The sequence below is a fragment of the Pontitalea aquivivens genome, assembly GCF_046507575.1.
GTDB classification, from domain to species: domain Bacteria; phylum Pseudomonadota; class Alphaproteobacteria; order Rhodobacterales; family Rhodobacteraceae; genus Pontitalea; species Pontitalea aquivivens.
Genome location: NZ_JBKFEY010000001.1, coordinates 65,643 through 86,035 on the forward strand (window position 1 = coordinate 65,643; position 20,393 = coordinate 86,035).

At 64.9% G+C, this 20,393-nt stretch carries 26 protein-coding genes; 18 read left to right on the top strand and 8 right to left on the bottom strand.

What is annotated here, in order from left to right; translation table 11 throughout:
* Position 1: 1 nt before the first annotated feature.
* The 4 genes from sucC to mdh form a co-directional block, all read right to left on the bottom strand.
* On the bottom strand, positions 2-1,195 hold the full coding sequence (gene sucC / locus ACK8OU_RS00300; RefSeq protein WP_410301341.1) for an ADP-forming succinate--CoA ligase subunit beta: 1,194 nt from the start codon (positions 1,193-1,195) through the stop codon (positions 2-4).
* A gap of 189 nt (positions 1,196-1,384) precedes the next feature.
* Positions 1,385-2,122 carry a class I SAM-dependent methyltransferase gene (locus tag ACK8OU_RS00305; protein ID WP_410301342.1) on the bottom strand — a complete coding sequence of 246 codons (738 nt, stop codon included), beginning with the start codon at positions 2,120-2,122 and terminating at the stop codon, positions 1,385-1,387.
* Between the two features lie 8 nt (positions 2,123-2,130).
* Complete coding sequence (locus ACK8OU_RS00310) at positions 2,131-3,357, bottom strand: hypothetical protein (RefSeq protein ID WP_410301343.1); 1,227 nt, start codon at positions 3,355-3,357, stop codon at positions 2,131-2,133.
* A 97-nt stretch (positions 3,358-3,454) separates the two neighbouring features.
* Positions 3,455-4,417 (bottom strand): malate dehydrogenase, encoded by a 963-nt coding sequence (gene mdh, locus ACK8OU_RS00315; protein ID WP_410301344.1) that lies wholly within the window; start codon positions 4,415-4,417, stop codon positions 3,455-3,457.
* Between the two features lie 230 nt (positions 4,418-4,647).
* Between mdh and ACK8OU_RS00320 the strand changes: the two genes are divergently transcribed.
* The 11 genes from ACK8OU_RS00320 (at position 4,648) to ACK8OU_RS00370 (ending at position 12,541) form a co-directional block, all read left to right on the top strand.
* Complete coding sequence (locus tag ACK8OU_RS00320; protein WP_410301980.1) at positions 4,648-5,382, top strand: sulfite exporter TauE/SafE family protein; 735 nt, start codon at positions 4,648-4,650, stop codon at positions 5,380-5,382.
* A 188-nt stretch (positions 5,383-5,570) separates the two neighbouring features.
* The gene (locus ACK8OU_RS00325) at positions 5,571-6,440 is read left to right on the top strand and encodes a (3S)-malyl-CoA thioesterase (RefSeq protein WP_410301345.1); all 870 of its coding nucleotides are present in this window, start codon (positions 5,571-5,573) and stop codon (positions 6,438-6,440) included.
* Positions 6,441-6,450: 10 nt separating this feature from the next.
* Positions 6,451-6,996 (top strand): NnrU family protein, encoded by a 546-nt coding sequence (locus tag ACK8OU_RS00330; RefSeq protein ID WP_410301346.1) that lies wholly within the window; start codon positions 6,451-6,453, stop codon positions 6,994-6,996.
* Between the two features lie 4 nt (positions 6,997-7,000).
* On the top strand, positions 7,001-7,204 hold the full coding sequence (locus tag ACK8OU_RS00335; RefSeq protein WP_410301347.1) for a DUF1737 domain-containing protein: 204 nt from the start codon (positions 7,001-7,003) through the stop codon (positions 7,202-7,204).
* Position 7,205: 1 nt separating this feature from the next.
* Positions 7,206-8,237, top strand: a complete 1,032-nt coding sequence (locus ACK8OU_RS00340; RefSeq protein ID WP_410301348.1) for a MaoC family dehydratase — start codon at positions 7,206-7,208, stop codon at positions 8,235-8,237.
* A 306-nt stretch (positions 8,238-8,543) separates the two neighbouring features.
* Entirely contained in the window at positions 8,544-8,927 is a 384-nt protein-coding gene (gene sdhC, locus ACK8OU_RS00345) for a succinate dehydrogenase, cytochrome b556 subunit (protein WP_410301349.1), read from the top strand.
* Between the two features lie 9 nt (positions 8,928-8,936).
* On the top strand, positions 8,937-9,308 hold the full coding sequence (sdhD, locus tag ACK8OU_RS00350; protein WP_250039921.1) for a succinate dehydrogenase, hydrophobic membrane anchor protein: 372 nt from the start codon (positions 8,937-8,939) through the stop codon (positions 9,306-9,308).
* 12 nt (positions 9,309-9,320) lie between these two features.
* Complete coding sequence (gene sdhA, locus ACK8OU_RS00355) at positions 9,321-11,126, top strand: succinate dehydrogenase flavoprotein subunit (RefSeq protein WP_410301350.1); 1,806 nt, start codon at positions 9,321-9,323, stop codon at positions 11,124-11,126.
* A gap of 2 nt (positions 11,127-11,128) precedes the next feature.
* Positions 11,129-11,434 carry a hypothetical protein gene (locus ACK8OU_RS00360; protein WP_410301351.1) on the top strand — a complete coding sequence of 102 codons (306 nt, stop codon included), beginning with the start codon at positions 11,129-11,131 and terminating at the stop codon, positions 11,432-11,434.
* A gap of 3 nt (positions 11,435-11,437) precedes the next feature.
* Positions 11,438-12,214 carry a succinate dehydrogenase iron-sulfur subunit gene (locus tag ACK8OU_RS00365; RefSeq protein ID WP_410301352.1) on the top strand — a complete coding sequence of 259 codons (777 nt, stop codon included), beginning with the start codon at positions 11,438-11,440 and terminating at the stop codon, positions 12,212-12,214.
* Between the two features lie 159 nt (positions 12,215-12,373).
* The gene (locus ACK8OU_RS00370) at positions 12,374-12,541 is read left to right on the top strand and encodes a hypothetical protein (protein WP_410301353.1); all 168 of its coding nucleotides are present in this window, start codon (positions 12,374-12,376) and stop codon (positions 12,539-12,541) included.
* A 70-nt stretch (positions 12,542-12,611) separates the two neighbouring features.
* On the opposite strand, the gene ACK8OU_RS00375 is transcribed toward ACK8OU_RS00370, so the two are convergent.
* A complete protein-coding gene (locus ACK8OU_RS00375; protein ID WP_410301981.1) occupies positions 12,612-12,959 on the bottom strand; it encodes an ArsR/SmtB family transcription factor in 348 nt (115 codons plus the stop codon).
* A 226-nt stretch (positions 12,960-13,185) separates the two neighbouring features.
* Between ACK8OU_RS00375 and ACK8OU_RS00380 the strand changes: the two genes are divergently transcribed.
* From ACK8OU_RS00380 to ACK8OU_RS00400, 5 genes are all read left to right on the top strand, one after another.
* On the top strand, positions 13,186-13,527 hold the full coding sequence (locus tag ACK8OU_RS00380; RefSeq protein ID WP_410301354.1) for an AtpZ/AtpI family protein: 342 nt from the start codon (positions 13,186-13,188) through the stop codon (positions 13,525-13,527).
* Positions 13,528-13,529: 2 nt separating this feature from the next.
* On the top strand, positions 13,530-14,276 hold the full coding sequence (locus tag ACK8OU_RS00385) for a F0F1 ATP synthase subunit A (RefSeq protein WP_410301355.1): 747 nt from the start codon (positions 13,530-13,532) through the stop codon (positions 14,274-14,276).
* A 52-nt stretch (positions 14,277-14,328) separates the two neighbouring features.
* Complete coding sequence (locus ACK8OU_RS00390; protein ID WP_250039901.1) at positions 14,329-14,565, top strand: F0F1 ATP synthase subunit C; 237 nt, start codon at positions 14,329-14,331, stop codon at positions 14,563-14,565.
* Between the two features lie 78 nt (positions 14,566-14,643).
* Entirely contained in the window at positions 14,644-15,210 is a 567-nt protein-coding gene (locus tag ACK8OU_RS00395; protein ID WP_410301356.1) for a F0F1 ATP synthase subunit B', read from the top strand.
* A gap of 4 nt (positions 15,211-15,214) precedes the next feature.
* A complete protein-coding gene (locus tag ACK8OU_RS00400) occupies positions 15,215-15,769 on the top strand; it encodes a F0F1 ATP synthase subunit B (protein ID WP_410301357.1) in 555 nt (184 codons plus the stop codon).
* Between the two features lie 52 nt (positions 15,770-15,821).
* On the opposite strand, the gene ACK8OU_RS00405 is transcribed toward ACK8OU_RS00400, so the two are convergent.
* The 3 genes from ACK8OU_RS00405 to ACK8OU_RS00415 form a co-directional block, all read right to left on the bottom strand.
* Positions 15,822-16,589 carry a FadR/GntR family transcriptional regulator gene (locus ACK8OU_RS00405; protein WP_410301358.1) on the bottom strand — a complete coding sequence of 256 codons (768 nt, stop codon included), beginning with the start codon at positions 16,587-16,589 and terminating at the stop codon, positions 15,822-15,824.
* Between the two features lie 99 nt (positions 16,590-16,688).
* The gene (locus tag ACK8OU_RS00410) at positions 16,689-17,342 is read right to left on the bottom strand and encodes an OmpA family protein (protein ID WP_410301359.1); all 654 of its coding nucleotides are present in this window, start codon (positions 17,340-17,342) and stop codon (positions 16,689-16,691) included.
* Between the two features lie 108 nt (positions 17,343-17,450).
* Positions 17,451-18,356, bottom strand: coding sequence for a methylated-DNA--[protein]-cysteine S-methyltransferase (locus tag ACK8OU_RS00415; RefSeq protein WP_410301360.1), 906 nt, complete (start codon positions 18,354-18,356; stop codon positions 17,451-17,453).
* Positions 18,357-18,742: 386 nt separating this feature from the next.
* Here ACK8OU_RS00415 and nth point away from each other — a divergent pair, with 386 nt between their 5' ends.
* Both nth and ACK8OU_RS00425 read left to right on the top strand, forming a co-directional pair.
* Positions 18,743-19,387, top strand: coding sequence for an endonuclease III (gene nth, locus ACK8OU_RS00420; protein ID WP_410301361.1), 645 nt, complete (start codon positions 18,743-18,745; stop codon positions 19,385-19,387).
* Positions 19,384-20,370: an adenosine kinase gene (locus ACK8OU_RS00425; protein ID WP_410301362.1), complete on the top strand. Its 987-nt coding sequence runs from the start codon at positions 19,384-19,386 to the stop codon at positions 20,368-20,370. The genes nth and ACK8OU_RS00425 overlap by 4 nt, the downstream gene beginning before the upstream one ends.
* Positions 20,371-20,393: the final 23 nt, after the last annotated feature.

Genomic DNA, 20,393 nt, shown 5'->3' on the forward strand with positions numbered 1-20,393 from the left:
ATTACCCCTTCACCGCTTTGACGATTTTCTGCGCGGCGTCGGACAGGTTGTCCCCCGCAATGACGTTCAGGCCGGAATTCGCGATGATGTCCTTGCCCTTTTCGACGTTGGTGCCTTCCAGGCGCACGACGAGCGGAACCTGCAGGCCGACCTCTTTCACCGCGGCGATGATGCCCTCGGCGATGATGTCGCAGCGCATGATGCCGCCAAAGATGTTGACCAGGATGCCTTTGACATTCGGGTCAGAGGTGATGATCTTGAACGCCTCGGTGACCTTTTCCTTGGTCGCGCCGCCGCCCACATCCAGGAAGTTGGCCGGTTCCGCGCCATACAGCTTGATGATGTCCATCGTGGCCATCGCCAGGCCAGCGCCGTTCACCATGCAGCCGATTTCGCCATCCAGCGCGATGTAGTTCAGGTCGAACTTGGACGCGGCCAGTTCCTTGGGGTCTTCTTCTGTCTCATCGCGCAGCGCCAGGATGTCGGGCTGGCGGTACAGCGCGTTGTTGTCAAAGCCCAGCTTGGCGTCCAGCACCTTCAGGTTGCCGTCGGTCATGACGATCAGCGGGTTGATTTCCAGCATCTCCATGTCCTTCTCGACGAAGGCACGGTAGAGGTTCTTGACCAGCTGCACGCACTGCTTGACCTGCGCGCCTTCAAGGCCCAGCGCAAAGGCCACGCGGCGGCCGTGGAAATCCGACAGGCCGGTCGCCGGGTCGACGCTGAACGAGACGATCTTTTCGGGGGTCCTGGCCGCGACTTCCTCGATGTCCATCCCGCCTTCGGTCGAGACGACGAACGAAATGCGCGAGGTCTGGCGGTCCACCAGCAGCGCCAGATAGAGTTCGCGCGAAATGTCGCTGCCGTCTTCGATGTAGATGCGGTTGACCTGCTTGCCCGCGGGGCCGGTCTGATGCGTCACCAGCGTGCGGCCCAGCATCTGCTTGGCCAGGGTTTCCGCCTCTTCGACCGACTTGGCCAGGCGCACACCGCCCTTTTCGCCGGCTTCGGCTTCCTTGAACTTGCCCTTGCCGCGGCCGCCGGCATGGATCTGGGCCTTCACGACCCAAAGCGGGCCGTCCAGCTCGCTGGCGGCCGACTTGGCTTCGTCGGCCTTGAGAACGATACGGCCGTTCGAGACCGGGCAGCCGTAGCTCTTGAGGAGCTGCTTCGCCTGATATTCATGGATATTCATGGCACCTGTCCCATGCTGGTGAGATTTGGGGGTTCTTGACACATCTGGCCCCGGTCACAAACCGATAAATGCGTTGCAGGCAGCTTCCCGCGCATAAAATCGACGTTTGTGATCACAGGTCGGAAAAGTGTGATCACAAGAGCAAGTCCGCATGCCGCAATGCTGCGATGCCGCGATGCGGCGCCCCCCTCAGACCCGAGTCGCGATGCACAGCACCTGCCCGCGCGGCAGCCGGTCGGGACGGATATGAACGCGCAGGCCGGCTTGCGCGGCAAAGTGGGCCACGTCCTCGGCCACAAGGTGATAGGGCGGACGGATGTCATGGGTCACGACCCCGTCGGGCTGGCGCACCGGGCCAATGGAAGCCGCGGCATCAGGGGCCAGAAAAACGGTGAACAGGAATTTCTCAAACCGCGGGAAGCGCGCCGAAACGCGCAAAAGTGCGCGGCGCAGGTGGTTCATCGGCAGATGGGTGAAGACCGCGAAACACAGGATATAGTCAAAGTCGTCGGGCAGGCCCGGAAAGCCGAAATTCCCATCCTCGACCAGCTGCGACAGGGGCAGGCGGGTGCGGTCGGCCTCGGTCAGTTCCTCGGCATGACCCTTGCGCATCAGCGCCCCCGACAGATCGGTGCCCCAGTAATTCCCCGGGTCCAGATAGGGCACCAGCCGGCAGCCGGTGCGCAACGGGCCGCAGCCGATGTCCAGCAGCCGGTGCCGGGGGTGCAGCCCCTCGGCCAGCAGCATCTGCATCTGGATCGTGCCGGTTTCTTCCCACCGGCCGCCGATGATGTCACGGTGCCGGCCCGCAGCCAGGGCGCGGTCATAGAAGCCGGGCACCAGATAGGGCGAGACGGGCGCGCCGCCGCGCCCTCCGCTGCCTTGGCCCGAAGGCATCGTGATCTTGCCGGATGTCGGATGGCCCATCATCACCCTCAGTTCAGAAAGACCGCCATCAGCGCGGCATTGCCCCGCATCAGCTCTTCAAACCGCCGCAGGCTGTCGGCGCTGACGCGCGGCCCTGGTTCGATATAGGGCGCCGCCGCCCAGCCCTGGACCCAGCCCGTCACGCTGATCGGCCGGGGGGTGTCGAACAGGCGGCCAAGGTTCACGCCCTGACCTGCGGGCCCCCGCCAGTAGGGCAGCAGCACACGGCCGGTCAGCAGCGCCTCGCCATCGGCCAGAACGGCCTGCCAGACGTCGCCGGTGCCCGGCGGCAGATCGAAGCCAAGGGCCGAGGTCTGACCCTCGCCCGGCACCCATTCGCGGTCATTGTCGGTTTCCTGCGCGACAAGGGTCCAGAACCGGCGGTTCTGGGCGATGGTGGCCAGGAAATGCGCCTTGGCGGCCTGCGCGCGGGCCACGTCGGGTTCGGCATTCACCGCCCCTTCCAGCATGGCAAAGGCATCGGCGAATTGCCCGAACGAGGAATCGAAATCCCACGGATCGCCGGAATTGGGCGGGGCGACCCCAATCGCCTTGCGCGCGGACAGAACGCGGTCGATCGCCGCGGCCGGGTCATAGGCGAGGATCGTGTTCGACAGGCCCGACAGCAGATGCGTATAGGCCGTCAGCCAGGCCGCATCGGCGGTATCGAAGCGGATCACCGGCAGCGGCTGGGCGGGGTCGCGGTTCTGCCATTGCCAGCCCATCAGCTGCGGCCCCAGCAACGCGCCGGCAGCTTCCTCGGGGTCACGATTTCCGTTGGCGTTCACATCGAACCACAGGTCGTCAAAGGCGATCTCCAGCCCGAAGTCACTGCCTTCGGGCAGAGTGGCAAGATCCTGGCGCGCGCGATCCATCCCGGCGTCCAGATCGGCGAACAGCCGCGTCACCAGCGCACCCGAAAACGGTTCGGGCGCGGGGTTCGGGGGCAGCGGCAGGCGCAGCATCGGCAGGCCCAGAACATCGCCCGCATTGCCCGCAGCCTGATCCATGCCGGTGCGCCATTGCAGTTGCAGGGCGGATTCGATGCCGATCAGAAAGCGCAGGCCGGCCTTGGCAAAGTGCTCCTCGGGACCGGGCGTAGGGTCAAGCGCATCCAGCCGCGCCAGCGTTGCGGCGATGCCGTCCTGACCGATCGCCTGCGACAGCGAAAGATCGGCGGCGGCAGGCGTGGCGGCAGCCAGGGCCAGCAGGGCAACGGCAAAGGCGGGCTTCATGAATCATTCCTTGAATGAACTGGCCAACATAACCGACTCGTCAAAAAGAATGCGCGGCCGGGGGCCGCGCATTCAAGGCTGAAAAACAGCCAAAGGATCAGGCGAGCGAGGGGTCGATACCCTTGCAGGCAGCAACCAGACCCTTGACCGCGTCGACCGACTTGTCGAACATCACCTGCTCGTCCTTGTTCAGCTTGATGTCCACGACCTTCTCGATGCCGCCGGCACCGATGATGGTCGGCACGCCGACATACATCCCGTCCAGACCGAAGGCGCCCTTGACATAGGCCGCGCAGGGCAGAAGCCGCTTCTGGTCCTTCAGGTAGGCCTCGGCCATCTCGATGGCGCTGGTGGCAGGCGCGTAGAAGGCCGAGCCGGTCTTCAGCAGGCCGACGATCTCGGCACCGCCGTCGCGGGTGCGCTGGATGATCGCGTCCAGCTTCTCCTGCGTGGTCCAGCCCATCTGCACCAGGTCCGGCAGCGGGATGCCGGCAACGGTCGAATAGCGCGCCAGCGGCACCATCGTGTCGCCGTGACCGCCCAGCACAAAGGCGGTGACGTCGCGCATCGAGACGTTGAATTCCACCGACAGGAAGTGGCGGAAGCGCGCCGAATCCAGCACGCCGGCCATGCCGACGACTTTTTCATGCGGCAGGCCCGAAAATTCGCGCAGCGCCCAGACCATCGCGTCCAGCGGGTTGGTGATGCAGATCACAAAGGCGTTCGGGGCGTATTTGGCAATGCCTTCGCCGACCGATTTCATCACCTTCAGGTTGATGCCCAGCAGGTCATCGCGGCTCATGCCCGGCTTGCGCGGCACGCCGGCGGTGACGATGCAGACATCGGCGCCCGCGATGTCGGCGTAATCATTGGTGCCCTTCATCACGGCATCGAAGCCCTCGGAGGGACCGGATTCGGCGATATCAAGCGCCTTGCCCTGGGGCGTGCCTTCGGCGATGTCGAACAGGACGACGTCACCGAGTTCCTTGATGGCGGCGAGATGGGCGAGCGTGCCGCCGATCTGGCCGGCGCCGATGAGGGCGATCTTGGGTCGAGCCATGGAATCCTCCGAAAAACGGGGTGGTGGGTTGTTGACGCGGATGGGTTAGCCCTTTGCGCCCAGTCTGGCAAGGGTGCCGCGGCGCGGCGGCGCCCTGGCGCGCATTTTCGTATGCCATTGTACACCGCGTTTGCGCTAAAATTTCCCGATCCCCCCGTGCCTTTCCGCAGGGGCGGGGCTAGGACTTCGGGGGCAGGGCCGATTCTCGGCCCGGGGGGGACTGCGTGGAACTGGATCTTCTGGGCTGGGTGCTGGCGGTGATCGCCGCTGTCTCGGTCGGGCTGTCGAAGGGCGGGCTGCCGGTGATCGCGGGTATCGCGGTGCCGCTTCTTGCCCTGGTCATGAGCCCGGTGCAGGCGGCGGGCCTGCTGCTGCCGGTCTACATGGTGTCGGATGTCTTCGGGCTCTGGGCCTGGCGCAAGGAATTCGACCGCCGCGTCCTGATGATCGTGGCGCCGGCGGCGGTGGCGGGCATCGCCTTCGGCTGGGCCACGGCCAGCCTGGTCAGCGAACGCTGGGTCGGCGTCATGGTCGGGGTGATCGGCGCGGTCTTCGCCCTCAACGCGATATTGCGCCGCCCCGCCGTGGCCGAGCCGCGCCCCGCGCGCGTGATCCCCGGCCTGTTCTGGGGCGCGCTGGCCGGCTTCACCAGCTTCGTGAGCCATTCGGGCGGCCCGCCCTGGCAGGTCTATTCCCTGCCGCTGGGCATGTCGAAGACCGTGTTCGCAGGAACCTCGACGATCCTGTTTGCCTTCATCAACGCGATGAAGCTGCCGCCCTATTGGGCGCTGGGCCAGATCAATACCGCCAGCCTGGGGGTGGCGGTGATGCTGATGGCCCCGGCGGCGGCGGCGGTCTTTCTGGGGGTCTGGGCGGTGCGCGTGATCCCGCAGGTACTGTTCTTTCGCATCGTGATCTGGGCGCTCTTGCTGATCTCGCTTCGGCTGATCTGGCAGGCGTTCTGATCTTCTTCTTGGTCAAAATACTCAACTGTCCCGCGGGCGGGGCGGGCGCGGCATGAGTATTTGGACCAAGAAGAAGCCGCAAATGTTCCGGGCCCGTTATCGGGGGCATTCTGCATTGCGGCAAATCGGGCTTGCGTAAAGTGGCGCGGATGTGGTCCTTGGCGAAAGAATATTGCGAGGAGAGAATCATGTACGCCCCCGCCCGCGCCTATCGTTCGGTGCTCTACATTCCTGGCTCGAAAGAGCGTGCGCTGGAAAAGGCGCGGGACCTGGCCTGCGATGCGATCATCTTCGATCTGGAAGATGCGGTCGCGGTCGAGGAAAAGGCCAATGCCCGCGCGCTTCTGGCGCAGACCCTGACCACGGCCGATTATGGCGCGCGCGCGCGTATCGTGCGGGTGAACGGGCTGGATACCGAATGGGGGCGCGACGATCTGGTTGCCTTTGCCGCCGCGGTCAAGGCCGGGGCAAGGGTCGACGCGGTGCTGATCCCCAAGGTCTCAAAAGTCGCCGATCTGGATGCGGTGGCCGAGCTGATCCCCGCCGTGCCGCTTTGGGCGATGATGGAAACCGCGCTTGGCATGCTGAACGCGGCCGGGATCGCTGCCCATCCGCGGCTGCAGGGCATGGTGATGGGCACCAATGACCTGGCCAAGGAACTGGGCAGCCGCTTCCGCCCGGACCGTCTGGCGATGCAGGCGGGGCTGGGGCTGTGCCTGCTGGCCGCGCGCGCGCATGGGCGGATCATCATCGACGGGGTCTACAATGCCTTCAAGGATGACGACGGCTTGCGCGCCGAATGCGACCAGGGCCGCGACATGGGCTTTGATGGCAAGACCCTGATCCACCCGGCGCAGCTGGACATCGCCAACGCCGCCTTTGCCCCGTCCGAGGCCGAGATCGACCTGGCCCGCCGCCAGATCGCAGCCTTCGACGCGGCGCAGCGCCAGGGGCAGGGCGTTGCGGTCGTGGATGGCAAGATCGTGGAAAACCTGCATATCGTGACCGCGCGGCAGATGCTTGCGAAGGCAGAGGCCATCGCCGCGATGGGCATGTGAGAGGTTTGCGATGACTTTACTGATCCTTGGCGTCCTGTTGTGGTCGCTGCCGCATCTGTTCAAGCGGCTGGCACCGCAGGCGCGTACCGCGATGGGGCCGCAGGGGCGCGCGATGGTGGGCGGCCTTGTGGCGATATCGGTCGTGCTGATGGTGATCGGCTACCGTGCCGCCGATGGGGCGGTTTATTGGGACCGCAGCCCCGCGTTGGTGGGGATCAACAACCTGCTGATGCTGGGCTCGGTCTATCTGTTCGCCGCGGCGGGGATGAAGACGGCCCTGGCGCGCAGGATCCGCCATCCGATGCAGATCGGTTTCCTGCTGTGGTCGGTCGCGCATCTGCTGGTCAACGGTGATGTGCCTTCCTTCGTGCTGTTCGGCGGGCTGGCGGTCTGGGCACTGGCCGGGATCGCGCTGATCAACCGGGCCGAGCCGCGCTGGACCCCGCCGGTGGGCAAGGGCGGCAAGATGGAACTTTTCGCAGTTCTGGGCACCGTGATCGTCTTTGGTGCGATTGCCGGGCTGCATTACGCGCTGGGCTATCCTGCATTCGGGTGAGGGCATGAAACTGTATCGTCTGCTGACCGGGGATGACACTTCGGCCTTCTGCCACAAGGTTAGTCTGGCCCTGTCGAAAGGGTGGGAGCTGCATGGCAGCCCCGCCTATGCCTTTGACGCGGCCAAGGGGGTGATGCGCTGTGCGCAGGCCGTGGTGAAAGAGGTTCCGGGCGACTACCACCCCGATCTGAAACTGGGAGAGCAGTAAGATGAAGACCAATCCGGGCCGTTTCTTCGAGGATTACCGCGTGGGGCAGGTGATTTCCCATGCCGTGCCGCGCACCGTGGCCGAGGGGGAGCGGGCGCTTTATCACGCGCTTTATCCGGCGCGGGGGGCGATCTGTTCCTCGGACGAATTCGCGGCGCGCTGCGGGCTGGATGGCTCGCCGGTGGATGATCTGATCGCGTTCCATGTGGTCTTTGGCAAGACGGTGCCGGATGTGTCGCTGAACGCGGTCGCCAACCTGGGCTATGCCGAGGGGCGCTGGCTGGTGCCGGTCTATCCGGGCGACACGCTGCGGTCGGTCTCTGAAGTGATTGGCCTCAGGCAGAATTCCAACGGAAAATCGGGCGTGGTCTATGTCCGCACCCGGGGGCTGAACCAGAATGACGAGCCGGTGCTGGAATATGTCCGCTGGGTCATGGTGCGCAAGCGCGATGCGGACGCGCCCGCGCCCGAGGAAGTGATCCCCACGCTGAAGAAAGTGGTGGCACCCGCCGATCTGGTGATCCCCGAGGGGCTGGATTTCAGCGATTACGATTTCACCCTTGCCGGCGAGCCGCACCGCTGGGGCGATTACGAGATCGGCGAAAAGATCGACCATGTCGATGGCGTGACCATCGAAGAGGCCGAACACATGATTGCCACGCGCCTGTGGCAGAACACCGCCAAGGTGCATTTCGACGCGACCTTCCGCGAGGATGGCAAGCGGCTGATCTATGGCGGCCATGTGATCAGCATGGCCCGCGCGCTGTCGTTCAATGGCCTGGCAAATGCGCAGATGATCGTGGCGCTGAACGCCGGCGCGCATGCCAACCCCTGTTTCGCGGGCGATACCGTCAAGGCCTGGTCCGAGGTGCTGGACAAGGCGGAAACCGATGCCCCGGGCGTCGGGGCGATCCGGCTGCGGCTGGTGGCGGTCAAGCAGGGGGCGGCGCCCTTCGCGTTGAAGGGGGAAGATGGCAAATATGTCCCCGAGGTGCTGCTGGATCTGGATTACTGGGCGCTGATGCCGCGCTAGGGGTGCGGGGCCGATCAGGCGGGTTCTGGACGGGCCGGCACCTGGGTGCCGGCCCGTTTCATGCCTGAGTCGAGCCTGGCCGGGTCGCCCCCCCCTGTCAGCGTTAACATGTGATCACGCGCCGGAAATTTGTGATCACAAATCATTTTTTCTGGCCATTGCCCCCGGCAAATGCGGATTTTGCCCCTGATGCGCGCGTGACTTGGGCGAAATATGCGTTATTGAGTTAGTCGAAAATCCAGCCAGCCCCCGCCCAGTCAGCCCTGCGCTTCCGACGGCCGGGGCCAAGCGACAGAGGGACCCAAAATGGCTGACGTGAAACGGGTTGAACGGCCCCTTTCCCCCCATCTGCAGATCTACCGCCCGCAGTTGACCTCGATCACCTCGATCCTGACGCGGATCACCGGCAACGCGCTGATCGTGGGCGTGCTGCTGGCGGTGTGGTGGCTGCTTGCGGCCGCGACCAGCGCGGAATATTTCGCCACCGCCAACGCGGTTGCGACCTCGTGGTTCGGGGATCTGGTCTTCACCGGCTCGCTCTGGGCGGTGTGGTATCACTTCCTGGCCGGGCTGCGGCACCTGTATTTCGATGCCGGCAAGGGCCTTGAAATCGGGACCGCCGAAAAGCTGGGCTGGGCCTGCATCATCGGTTCGGTCGTTCTGACGATCATCACCATCATTCTGGTCTGAGGGGGCAACATGCGTTACCTGACCGATCGCAAACGGGCCGAGGGCAAGGGCGCCTCGGGGACCGGGACCGAACATCACTGGTTCATGACCGTGACCGCCGTGGCGCTGGCCTTTCTGGTGCCGGTCTTCCTGATCATCTTTGGCCGCGCGCTGGGGCAGGGGCAGGAACAGGTGGTCGCCACCTTCGCGCGCCCCTTCCCGGCCATCGTCACCGCGCTGACGCTGTTCGTGGCGATGCGTCATTTCGCCAAGGGCGCGCAGATCATGATCGAGGATTACGCCCGCGGCACCGCGCGCAAGATCGGTATCATCGCGGTGACTTCGCTTTCTTATGCGGTGATTGCCACCGGGCTTTTCGCGCTGGCCAAGATCGCGCTCTGAAGGAACTGAAAGATGGCAGCTTACACATACGAGACGCATGATTATGACGTCGTGGTGGTCGGTGCCGGCGGCGCGGGCCTGCGCGCCACGCTGGGCATGGCGGAACAGGGCCTGCGCACGGCCTGCGTGACCAAGGTTTTCCCGACCCGTTCGCACACCGTTGCGGCCCAGGGCGGCATCGCGGCGTCGCTTTCCAACATGGGGCCGGACCACTGGCAGTGGCACATGTTCGACACGGTCAAGGGCTCGGACTGGCTGGGCGATACCGACGCGATGGAATATCTTGCGCGTGAGGCGCCCAAGGCGGTTTACGAACTGGAACATTACGGCGTGCCGTTTTCGCGTACCGAAGAGGGCAAGATCTATCAGCGCCCCTTCGGCGGTCACACCACCGAATTCGGCGACGGGCCGCCGGTGCAGCGCACCTGTGCCGCCGCCGACCGCACCGGCCACGCGATCCTGCACACGCTTTACGGTCAAAGCCTGAAGCAGAAGGCCGAATTCTTCATCGAATATTTCGCCATCGACCTGATCATGTCGGAAGATGGCGTCTGCCAGGGTGTCGTCTGCTGGAAGCTGGATGACGGCACGATGCATGTGTTCAACGCCAAGATGGTGGTGCTGGCCACGGGCGGCTATGGCCGCGCCTATTTCAGCGCGACCTCGGCCCATACCTGCACCGGCGACGGCGGCGGCATGGTGGCGCGCGCGGGCCTTGCGCTGCAGGATATGGAATTCGTGCAGTTCCATCCGACCGGCATCTATGGCTCGGGCTGTCTGATCACCGAGGGCGCGCGCGGCGAGGGTGGTTACCTGACCAACTCGGAAGGTGAGCGGTTCATGGAACGCTATGCGCCGCATTACAAGGACCTGGCGCCGCGCGATTACGTCTCGCGTTGCATGACGATGGAAATCCGCGAAGGCCGCGGCGTGGGCGAGGGCAAGGACCACATCCACCTGAACCTGTCGCACCTGCCGGCCGAGGCGCTGGCCGAACGTCTGCCGGGCATTTCGGAATCGGCCAAGATCTTTGCCGGCGTCGATGTGACCAAGGAACCGATCCCGGTCCTGCCGACGGTGCACTACAACATGGGCGGCATTCCCACCAACTACTGGGGCGAGGTGCTGAACCCCACCGCCGAAAACCCCACCGCGATCGTGCCGGGCCTGATGGCCGTGGGCGAGGCGGGCTGTGCCAGCGTGCACGGGGCGAACCGCCTGGGGTCGAACTCGCTGATCGACCTGGTGGTGTTCGGCCGCGCCGCGGCGATCCGTGCGGGTCAGGTTGTGGATCGCGCCAAGGGCAATCCCACGCTGAACCAGGCCGGGATCGACAATGCCTTTGACCGTTTCGACGGGTTGCGCCATGCCAGGGGCACCATGCCCACCGCCGAACTGCGCCTTGAGATGCAAAAGACGATGCAGGCCGATGCCGCCGTATTCCGCACTGACAAGACGCTGAAGGAAGGCGCTGAAAAGATGACCGCGATCGCCGCCAAGATGGACGATCTGCACGTCACCGACCGCAGCCTGATCTGGAACAGCGACCTGATGGAAACGCTGGAACTGACCAACCTGATGCCCAATGCGCTGGCCACCATCGTCGGTGCCGAGGCGCGCAAGGAATCCCGTGGCGCCCATGCGTCCGAGGATCACACCACGCGCGACGATGAAAACTGGCGGGTCCACACCGTCAGCCGCGTCGATGGCAACAAGGTGGCGCTGTCCTACCGTCCGGTCATCACCGACCCGCTGACGACCGAGGCCGAGGGCGGTATCAGCCTGGCCAGGATCGCGCCGAAGGCGCGCACCTTCTGATCATGGGCGGCGCGCGGGCATATCTCGGCCTTGCGGCGGTTCTGCTGGGGGCGGGCTGCGCGCCCGTCCCGGTGGAACGCGCCGAAGAGATTTGCCTGCGCGAAGCCGAACTTGCGCAGCGCCCGCGCGGCACGCTGGCGCTTGGTGTCACCTCGGAAAGGGGCACCAGCGGTAGCCTGGGGCTGGAAATCTCATCCGACTATCTGATGGGCCGCGACCCTGCCGAGGTGTATAACCGCTGCGTTTTCAACAAATCCGGCCAGTTTCCGACGCGGCCGCTTTATTCCCGTACTGACTGGAAGGGATAACCCATGGTTCAGCTCACGCTTCCCAAGAACTCGAAAATCCGCGTCGGCAAGACCTGGCCGAAGCCGGACGCCAGAAACGTCCGCAAGTTCCAGATCTATCGCTGGGACCCGGAAACCGGCGAAAACCCCCGGGTCGACACCTATTTCATCGACATGGACAAGTGCGGCCCGATGGTTCTGGACGCGCTGATCAAGATCAAGAATGAAATCGACCCGACCCTGACCTTCCGCCGGTCCTGCCGCGAAGGGATCTGCGGGTCCTGCGCGATGAACATCGACGGCATCAACACGCTGGCCTGCATCTATGGCCTGGATGAGATCAAGGGCGATGTGAAGATCTATCCGCTGCCGCACATGCCGGTGGTCAAGGACCTGATCCCGGACCTGACGCATTTCTATGCCCAGCATGCCAGCATCATGCCCTGGCTGGAAACCAAGACCAACCGCCCCGCCAAGGAATGGCGTCAGTCGATCGAGGATCGCAAGAAGCTGGACGGCCTGTATGAATGCGTGATGTGCGCCAGCTGCTCGACCTCGTGCCCGAGCTATTGGTGGAACGGCGACAAATACCTTGGCCCGGCGGCGCTGCTGCATGCCTACCGCTGGATCATCGACAGCCGCGATGAGGCGACCGGCGAACGTCTGGATGCGCTGGAAGATCCCTTCAAGCTGTATCGTTGCCACACGATCATGAACTGCACCAAGACCTGTCCGAAGGGGCTGAACCCGGCCAAGGCCATCGCCCATATCAAGAAGATGATGGTGGAACGGGTGGTCTGATCCCCCGTTCCTGCCGCGATACTGCAAAGCCCCGGTTCTGCCGGGGCTTTTTGCTGCATTGCAGAAAGCGCATGGCCCCGTTGCGTTGAACATCGTCGCAATCCGAACCGTTTGGTTTATATTGGCGGCAGGGAGGAACTCTGAAACCCGGAGAGTTCCATGAGCAAGATCGTCAATCTGACCCGCGAATCCACGGCCGAAGCCGCCCCCGCGACCAAGGTGCCAGAGGAAACGCTGGCCTATTACCGGCCCGAGGCACGGCCCGCCCCCGCGCCCGAAAGCCTGACTGCGCTTGACCAGATGTATGGCTATTACACCGCCGCCTGATGGCGGGACCTGAATGTGGTGACCTGTTGGCCCGGCCCCGGCGGCCGGGTTTTTCATGCGCCCCGCAGTATCAACCGGCGTGCGGCTGGTTCAGTTCGCTTTCCAGGAACCGTTCGAAGGCGTCCAGGTCGATCGGGTCCACCTGACCGAAGCCGCGCATCCAGACCGCCGCGGCGCGCATCGCTTCGGGTTCCAGCTTGCACCATTTCACCCGACCGCGCTTTTCCTGCGCGATCAGCCCGGCCTCGGCCAGGATCGCCAGGTGCTTGGAAATCGCCGCCAGCGACATGGCGAAGGGCGCGGCCACATCGGTCACGGCCATGTCGTCCTCCAGCAGCATCGTCAGGATCGCGCGTCGCGTCGGGTCCGCAAGCGCGGCGAAGATCGCATCAAGGGGGGTGGGCGGGGCGCTGGTCATGGGCCAGTCATGGGGCAGGCGCCGGGGATCGTCAACCATCCGGTTGAATATGCCCCGCCCCGGATGTGAGCGCGAACAGCGCCACCCGGGCCACGGGCATACCACGACGATTTGTAGAAAGTGACTTGAAAACATAGGCTTGGATCGGATGCCCCGGCGCCGGGATCTGCTTGACTCACGCCGCCGTGACGCTTACCAAGCGCGGGACTGAATGCGGGGTCCCTTGATGTCCGGTGCGCCCACCGATGGTCCAGATCCGAACCGGCTGAAAACGCTGGAAGAGCGACTGGCAAAGGTGCGCAAGACGCAGGAACCGGGGGGCCGCGGGATGACCGGGTTTTCGCAGGCCGACATGGCGTGGCGGATGGTCATCGAAATGGTTTCGGGGCTGGGCATCGGCTTCGGCGTCGGTTACGGGCTTGATGTGCTGTTCGGCACGATGCCCCTGCTGATGGTCGTGTTCACGATGCTGGGTCTTGTCGCCGGGGTGCGCGTGATGCTGCGCACCGCGGCGGAGATGAACGAAAAACGCGCGGCGGCCGAGGCTGCCGAGGAAGAGGGAAGATAGTCGTGGCGGAAGAAGCTGGCAGCGGTCTTGTGTTCCATCCGATGGATCAGTTCATCGTGAAGCCCCTCTTTGGCGAGGGGCCGATCCACTGGTACACCCCCACGAACGTGACCCTGTGGATGGTGCTGACGGTTCTGGCCATCGTTCTGGTGCTGGTTGTCGGCACCCGCGGCCGCGCCGTCGTGCCGACCCGGATGCAGTCGATCGCCGAGCTGACCTTTGGCCTTGTGCACAAGATGGTCGAGGATATCTGCGGCAAAGAGGGGCTGAAGTATTTCCCCTATGTGATGACGCTGTTCAGCTTCATCGTCTTTGCCAACTTCCTTGGCCTGCTGCCGAAATCCTTCTCGACCACCTCGCATATCGCGGTGACCGCGGTTCTGGCGCTGTTCGTCTTCCTGGGCGTGACGCTGCTTGGTCTGGTCAAGCATGGCACGCATTTCCTGGGCCTGTTCTGGGTGTCTTCGGCGCCGCTGGCGCTGCGCCCCGTGCTGGCGGTGATCGAAGTGATTTCCTACTTCGTGCGCCCCGTTTCGCATTCCATCCGTCTTGCCGGCAACATCATGGCGGGCCACGCGGTGATCAAGGTGTTCGCGGGCTTTGCCGCGATTGCCGCCATCGCCCCGGTTTCGGTTGTCGCCATCACCGCGATGTACGGTCTTGAAGTGCTTGTGGCGCTGATCCAGGCCTATGTGTTTACCATCCTCACCTGCGTCTATCTCAAGGACGCGCTGCACCCGGGCCACTAAGGCGCGGATCTGCAACCCTTTTCAACCTTTCCAATCCTCAAGGAGCACCACAATGGAAGGCAGCATCTCGGAACTCGGTCAATACCTCGGCGCGGGCCTGGCCTGCATCGGCATGGCGGGCGCCGCCGTCGGGGTGGGCAATGTCGCGGGTAACTTCCTGAACGGCGCGCTGCGCAACCCTTCGGCCGCCGCTGGCCAAACCGCCACGCTGTTCATCGGCATGGCCTTTGCTGAAGCACTGGGCATCTTCTCGTTCCTGGTCGCGCTTCTGCTGCTGTTCGCGGTCTGATCCTGATTTGCATCCTTGCGGTCGGATGGGCCTGTAACGCAGGCCCATCCGGTTATCTTAAGGGTCCAGGGGGACGACATGGCAACTGAAACGCACGAAGCGGCTGCCGACGCGGCGCATGGCGCGGCCACTGCCGCTGGCCACGCGGCCGAATCTGCGGGCATGCCGCAACTGGATTTCGCGACTTTCCCGAACCAGATCTTCTGGCTTCTGGTCACCTTGGTCGTGATCTACTGGGTGCTGTCGCGCATTGCGCTGCCGCGCATTGGCGCGGTTCTGGCTGATCGCCAGGGCACCATCGCCGGCGATCTGAGCGCCGCCGAAGACTTCAAGCTGAAGGCGAAGGACGCCGAGGCCGCCTATGAAAAGGCATTGGCCGACGCCCGCGCCCAGGCGCAGAAAATCGTGGCCGAGGCGCGGGCCGAAATCCAGAAGGATCTGGATGCCGCCACCGCCCATGCCGATGCCGAAATCGCGGCCCGCGCCGCGGAATCGGAAGCCCGGATCGGGACGATCCGCGCCGGTGCACTGGAGGCGGTTGAAGCCGTCGCCCGCGATACCGCCGCCGAAATCGTCGCGGCACTGGGTGGCAAGGCCGATGAAAAGGCGCTTGCGGCTGCCGTCGATGCGCGGCTGAAAGGGTAAGGTCATGAAGAAACTTTCCGTTCTTTTCATCCTTGCCGCCCATCCCGCGCTGGCCGCTTCCGGCCCGTTCTTCAGCCTGCGCAACACCGATTTCATCGTGACGCTGGCCTTCCTGCTGTTCGTCGGCATCCTGGTCTACTTCAAGGTGCCGGGCATGATCGGTGGCCTGCTGGACAAGCGCGCCGCAGGTATCAAGGCCGATCTGGAAGAGGCGCGCGCGCTGCGCGAAGAGGCTCAGGCGATCCTGGCGTCTTATGAACGCAAGGCGCGCGAGGTTCAGGACCAGGCCGATCAGATCGTCGTTGCCGCCAAGCGCGATGCGCAGGCCGCGGCCGAGACGGCCAAGGACGAACTGAAGGCCTCGATCGCGCGTCGCCTGAAGGCGGCCGAGGACCAGATCGCTTCGGCTGAGGCTTCGGCCCTGCGTGAGGTCAAGGACCGTGCTGTCAGCGTGGCGATTGCCGCCGCGGGCGAGGTTTTGGCCAGGCAGATGTCGGCCAAGGATCAGGCTGGCCTGATCGACGCCTCGATCGCCGAGGTCGAACAGCGGCTTCACTAAGCCTGCGGAAATCACGAACAAAGAACCCGGCCCTTGGGCCGGGTTTTTCCGTTCAGCGCCCGGTTTCCTGTTGCAGGCGCAGTTGGGCCAGCGCCTCGTTCCGGTCGGCCTTGCGCTGTTCGGCCTGCACCATTTCCACGAAATCCATGTGCTTGGCCACGGCGGCGCGGGCCGCGACCGGATCGCGCGCCTGCAGCGCATCGTTGATGGCCTTGTGCTGCGCCAGAAGCGTGTCGCGGGTGGATCTGTTACGGAACATGACCGACCGATTGTAGAATACCCCTTCCTTCAGCAGGCCGAACATCGCGCGCATCATATGCAGCATGATGACATTGTGGCTGGCCTCGATGATGGCGATGTGGAACTGGGCGTCCAGCGCGGCCTCTTCGTTCGGGTTGCGCTTGTCATGCGCGGCCATCATGCGCTGAAAGATCGTATCGATTACTTTCAGATCGGTATCCGTGCCCAGTTGGGCGGCGCGTTCGGCGGCCAGCCCCTCCATGTCGCGGCGGAATGAGATATAGTCGAACACCGCCTGATCATGCTGTGCGAAAAGCCGGATCAGCGCGGGCGAGAAGGCGGCCCCCAGAACCTCGGCCACATAGATTCCGGCGCCTGCGCGCGTGGTCAGCAGGCCGACATCCTGAAGCGCGGCAACCGCTTCGCGCAGGCTGGGGCGCGAAACCCCCAGCCGTTCGGACAGTTCGCGTTCCGAGGGCAGACGTTCCCCCGGCCGCAGGATGCCCTGCAGAATCAGGGTTTCGATCTGGCGCTCGACAGCGCGTGAAAGCTTTTCGGATTCAATTTTCTGAAACGGCATGGCCCCCTCCCGATCGGTAAAGATGTATGACCACTTGGGCGGGGGCACAATGGAAAAGGCCGGGCAGGGGCCCGGCCTTTGACAGGATCCGCGGCGTGATCAGTTGGGGCGGATGACGAATTCCACGCGCCGGTTCTGGGCGCGCCCCTCGACCGTCAGGTTTGACGCGATGGGCTGGTCCTCACCCCGGCCAATCGCCACAATGCGCTGGCGCGGCACACCGGCGCTGATCAGGACATTGGCCACCGAATGGGCGCGATCTTGCGACAGACGCTGGTTATAGCTGGCCGCGCCGGTGTTGTCGGTATGGCCGATCACGTTCACCGTTGTGTTCGGATAGCGGTTCAGGCTGCCCGCCAGTGTGTAAAGATCGCGCTGCAGGTCGGGGCGCACGGAGGCGCTGTCGACCGCGAACAGAACGTCCTGCGGCATGGTCACGATCAGCTCGGACCCGGTATTGACGATCCGCACGCCATCGGTATCCAGGTCGCGGCGCAGTTCCTGGGCCTGGCGGTCCAGCTGCGCGCCGATCGCGCCCCCGATCAGACCGCCGACCACCGCCCCCGCGGCCGTCTTGGTCAGCTTTTCGTCGCCGCCGCGGTCGTGGGCCAGCGCGCCGCCGATCAGCGCGCCGGTGATCATGCCGGTCGTCTGGCGGCTGTTGTCGGTCGCGCCGGTGGCATAGGGGTCGGTGCAGGCCGACAGGGCAAACAGCCCGGCCACGCCCGCCATAAGGGGAAATCTTGCATTCATGCTGGTCAGCCTCTCATTCCAAGCCCGCTTCGCGGGCCTCTGGCACACATTACGCGCTTCGGGGCGAAATGTTCCATGGCTTCTGCGCGACCGGCAGGTTTTGGCCCATCACGTCCTGGCGAGCGGCGGTTGATCGGCCTCGAACCGGGCGGCTTCCCAGGCCAGCATCGCGCGTTTGACCGGCAGGCCCCAGTGATAGCCGCCCAGCGCGCCGGACCGGCGCAGCACCCGGTGGCAGGGGATCAGCCAGGCCAGCGGGTTGCGGCCCACGGCGGTGCCCACGGCGCGCACCGCGCGGGGGTGGCCGATCGCGGTGGCGATGTCGGAATAGGTCGTGACCTGCCCCGTCGGAATCTGCAGCAGGGCTTCCCAGACCTTGATCTGGAAGGGCGCGCCCAGCAGAACCATCCGCGCCTCGCCCCGCTGGCCAAGGGCCGCCTCGACCCAGGCGGCAAGCGCGCCGGGATCTTCGTGCAAATCGGCCCCCGGCCAGCGCGCCGCCAGATCGGCGAAGGTGGCTTCGCGACCGGTGTCTTCGGCAAAGCCCAACCCGCAGATGCCGCGCGCGGTGCCCATCGCCAGCACCTCGCCGAAGGCCGATGGGAACCAGCCCCAGCGGATCGACAGGCCATCGCCACCCCGGGCAAAGTCGCCTGGGCTCATCGCTTCCCAGCGCAGGAACAGATCGTGCAGCCGGCTGGTCCCGGACAGGCCCGCCCGGTCGGCCACCGCCTGCAGCGGCCAGCGCCGCGCCAGCAGGTCGCGCGCAAGGGTCAGCGACAGATATTGCTGATAGCGTTTGGGCGACACCCCGACCCAGCTGGAAAAGACCCGCTGAAAATGGGCCGGGCTAAGGCCAAGGTCAGCGGCCAGTGTGGCAAGGCTGATCGGGCCATCGGCAGCGTCGATCCGTGCCAGGGCACGGGCGATCAGGCGGTAATGATAGCGCGAGTCGAGCTGCGATTGCCGGGCTGTTTCGGTTGCGCCGGGGGGCGGGATTAGGGTGTTTGGCATTCTGGCCTCCGTCCCGGACAGATTAGGCGCTTGCGCGGGCGGACGCGACCCGGAACCTGCGCAAAGCGCGTCAAGCGGCCAATCGCGGCAATTGCCCGCCGTGGCCGGGCGCACCAATGCCAGTTCCCAGCCTTCCAGCACGGCGCGCGCGGCGGTGGCATGTGCGGTCAGCAACCCTGCGCCGCAGGCCGCGCGCAGCGTCGTTGCCGGATAGCAAAGATGTATGGCGAACCTTTCTGTCCGCAGGGCTTTGCGTGCCAACATGCACGCGGCTTGCAAAGGCGCGGTTAACGCTGCTGCGGCGCTTGCGTTTTTCCGCGCCAGCGGGCCGAAGGCCTTGCCGCGCGCCTGCGGGCCGGGCATAGGGGGCGGACACAGGGTGGGCCATGGCAAAGCAACTTGATTATCACGCGATGAAAGAGGTCTTCCGCCGGTTCGAGGCGGCGGAACCGCATCCCAGGGGCGAACTGGACCATGTGAACGCCTACACGCTTCTGGTCGCGGTGGCGCTGTCGGCGCAGGCGACCGATGCGGGCGTCAACAAGGCGACGCGCGCGCTGTTTGCCATTGCCGACACGCCTGAAAAGATGCTGGCACTGGGCGAGGCGGGCCTGACCGATCATATCAAGACGATCGGCCTGTTCCGCCAGAAGGCCAGGAACGTCATCCGCATGAGCCAGATCCTTGTGGATCGTTTCGACGGTCAGGTGCCATCCTCGCGCGCGGCGTTGCAGACGCTGCCGGGGGTGGGACGCAAGACCGCCAATGTGGTGCTGAACATGTGGTTCGCCCATCCGGCACAGGCGGTCGACACGCATATCTTCCGCATCGGCAACCGCACCGGTATCTGTCCGGGCCGCGATGTCGATGCCGTCGAACGCGCGATCGAGGATAACGTGCCCGTCGAATACCAACGCCATGCGCATCACTGGCTGATCCTGCATGGCCGCTATATCTGTGTCGCGCGCAAGCCCAGATGCGGGGCCTGCCTGATCCGCGACATCTGCCAGTATGAGGAGAAGACCCCGTGAAGCCCTATCAGGTGGTGGGCATCGGCAATGCCGTTGTCGATGTTCTGGCGCAGACCGACGACAGCTTTCTGGATCACATGGGGATCGAGAAGGGGATCATGCAGCTGATCGAACGTGACCGGGCCGAAACCCTTTATGCCGCGATGTCCGATCGCACCCAGGCGCCCGGCGGATCGGTGGCCAACACGCTGGCGGGGCTTGGCAATCTGGGCCTGTCGACGGCCTTCATCGGGCGCGTGCGCGATGATGCGCTGGGCCGGTTCTATGCCGCCTCGATGGCAGCCGAGGGGACCGATTTCATCAACCCGCCGGTCGCGGGCGGCGATCTGCCCACTTCACGATCCATGATCTTCGTCACACCCGATGGCGAGCGGTCGATGAACACCTATCTGGGCATCTCGGCCGATCTGGGAACCGGGGATGTGTCGCTGGATGTGGTGGAACATGCCGCGATCCTGTTCCTGGAAGGCTATCTGTTCGACAAGGATCACGGCAAGGCGGCCTTCCTCAAGGCGGCGCAGGCCTGCCGGCGCGGGGGCGGCAAGGCGGGGATCGCGCTGTCTGACCCGTTCTGCGTGAACCGCCACCGCGACAGTTTCCGCAGGCTGGTCAGCGAGGCGATGGATTATGTGATCGGCAATCAGCACGAATGGGAGGCACTTTACCAGACCGATCTGGACAGTGCCCTGGAACAGGCGTCGCGCGATTGCGGGCTGGTGGTCTGCACCCGGTCGGGGGCGGATGTCGTGCTGATCGCGGGCGAGGAACGGGTCAGCGTGCCGGTGCAGCGCGTGGTGCCGGTGGATGCGACCGGGGCGGGCGATCAGTTCGCGGCGGGCTTCCTGTATGGCGTGGCGACGGGGCAAAGCCTGGACGTCGCGGGCCGCATGGGCTGTATCGCCGCGACCGAGGTGATCAGCCATTTCGGCGCGCGCCCCGAGGCGGATGTCAAGGCGCTGTTTCGGGCGCAGCGCCTGATCTGAGCCTTCCCGGTTTCGGGCGCGCC

What these genes read in the sequence shown, in the direction of transcription:
- sucC (WP_410301341.1), bottom strand. Translation starts at nt 1,195, where the DNA reads ATGAATATCCATGAATATCAGGCGAAGCAGCTCCTCAAGAGCTACGGC.
- ACK8OU_RS00305 (WP_410301342.1), bottom strand. Translation starts at nt 2,122, where the DNA reads ATGGGCCATCCGACATCCGGCAAGATCACGATGCCTTCGGGCCAAGGC.
- ACK8OU_RS00310 (WP_410301343.1), bottom strand. Translation starts at nt 3,357, where the DNA reads ATGAAGCCCGCCTTTGCCGTTGCCCTGCTGGCCCTGGCTGCCGCCACG.
- mdh (WP_410301344.1), bottom strand. Translation starts at nt 4,417, where the DNA reads ATGGCTCGACCCAAGATCGCCCTCATCGGCGCCGGCCAGATCGGCGGC.
- ACK8OU_RS00325 (WP_410301345.1), top strand. Translation starts at nt 5,571, where the DNA reads ATGTACGCCCCCGCCCGCGCCTATCGTTCGGTGCTCTACATTCCTGGC.
- ACK8OU_RS00330 (WP_410301346.1), top strand. Translation starts at nt 6,451, where the DNA reads ATGACTTTACTGATCCTTGGCGTCCTGTTGTGGTCGCTGCCGCATCTG.
- ACK8OU_RS00335 (WP_410301347.1), top strand. Translation starts at nt 7,001, where the DNA reads ATGAAACTGTATCGTCTGCTGACCGGGGATGACACTTCGGCCTTCTGC.
- ACK8OU_RS00340 (WP_410301348.1), top strand. Translation starts at nt 7,206, where the DNA reads ATGAAGACCAATCCGGGCCGTTTCTTCGAGGATTACCGCGTGGGGCAG.
- sdhC (WP_410301349.1), top strand. Translation starts at nt 8,544, where the DNA reads ATGGCTGACGTGAAACGGGTTGAACGGCCCCTTTCCCCCCATCTGCAG.
- sdhD (WP_250039921.1), top strand. Translation starts at nt 8,937, where the DNA reads ATGCGTTACCTGACCGATCGCAAACGGGCCGAGGGCAAGGGCGCCTCG.
- sdhA (WP_410301350.1), top strand. Translation starts at nt 9,321, where the DNA reads ATGGCAGCTTACACATACGAGACGCATGATTATGACGTCGTGGTGGTC.
- ACK8OU_RS00360 (WP_410301351.1), top strand. Translation starts at nt 11,129, where the DNA reads ATGGGCGGCGCGCGGGCATATCTCGGCCTTGCGGCGGTTCTGCTGGGG.
- ACK8OU_RS00365 (WP_410301352.1), top strand. Translation starts at nt 11,438, where the DNA reads ATGGTTCAGCTCACGCTTCCCAAGAACTCGAAAATCCGCGTCGGCAAG.
- ACK8OU_RS00370 (WP_410301353.1), top strand. Translation starts at nt 12,374, where the DNA reads ATGAGCAAGATCGTCAATCTGACCCGCGAATCCACGGCCGAAGCCGCC.
- ACK8OU_RS00375 (WP_410301981.1), bottom strand. Translation starts at nt 12,959, where the DNA reads ATGACCAGCGCCCCGCCCACCCCCCTTGATGCGATCTTCGCCGCGCTT.
- ACK8OU_RS00380 (WP_410301354.1), top strand. Translation starts at nt 13,186, where the DNA reads ATGTCCGGTGCGCCCACCGATGGTCCAGATCCGAACCGGCTGAAAACG.
- ACK8OU_RS00390 (WP_250039901.1), top strand. Translation starts at nt 14,329, where the DNA reads ATGGAAGGCAGCATCTCGGAACTCGGTCAATACCTCGGCGCGGGCCTG.
- ACK8OU_RS00395 (WP_410301356.1), top strand. Translation starts at nt 14,644, where the DNA reads ATGGCAACTGAAACGCACGAAGCGGCTGCCGACGCGGCGCATGGCGCG.
- ACK8OU_RS00400 (WP_410301357.1), top strand. Translation starts at nt 15,215, where the DNA reads ATGAAGAAACTTTCCGTTCTTTTCATCCTTGCCGCCCATCCCGCGCTG.
- ACK8OU_RS00405 (WP_410301358.1), bottom strand. Translation starts at nt 16,589, where the DNA reads ATGCCGTTTCAGAAAATTGAATCCGAAAAGCTTTCACGCGCTGTCGAG.
- ACK8OU_RS00410 (WP_410301359.1), bottom strand. Translation starts at nt 17,342, where the DNA reads ATGAATGCAAGATTTCCCCTTATGGCGGGCGTGGCCGGGCTGTTTGCC.
- ACK8OU_RS00415 (WP_410301360.1), bottom strand. Translation starts at nt 18,356, where the DNA reads ATGCCAAACACCCTAATCCCGCCCCCCGGCGCAACCGAAACAGCCCGG.
- nth (WP_410301361.1), top strand. Translation starts at nt 18,743, where the DNA reads ATGGCAAAGCAACTTGATTATCACGCGATGAAAGAGGTCTTCCGCCGG.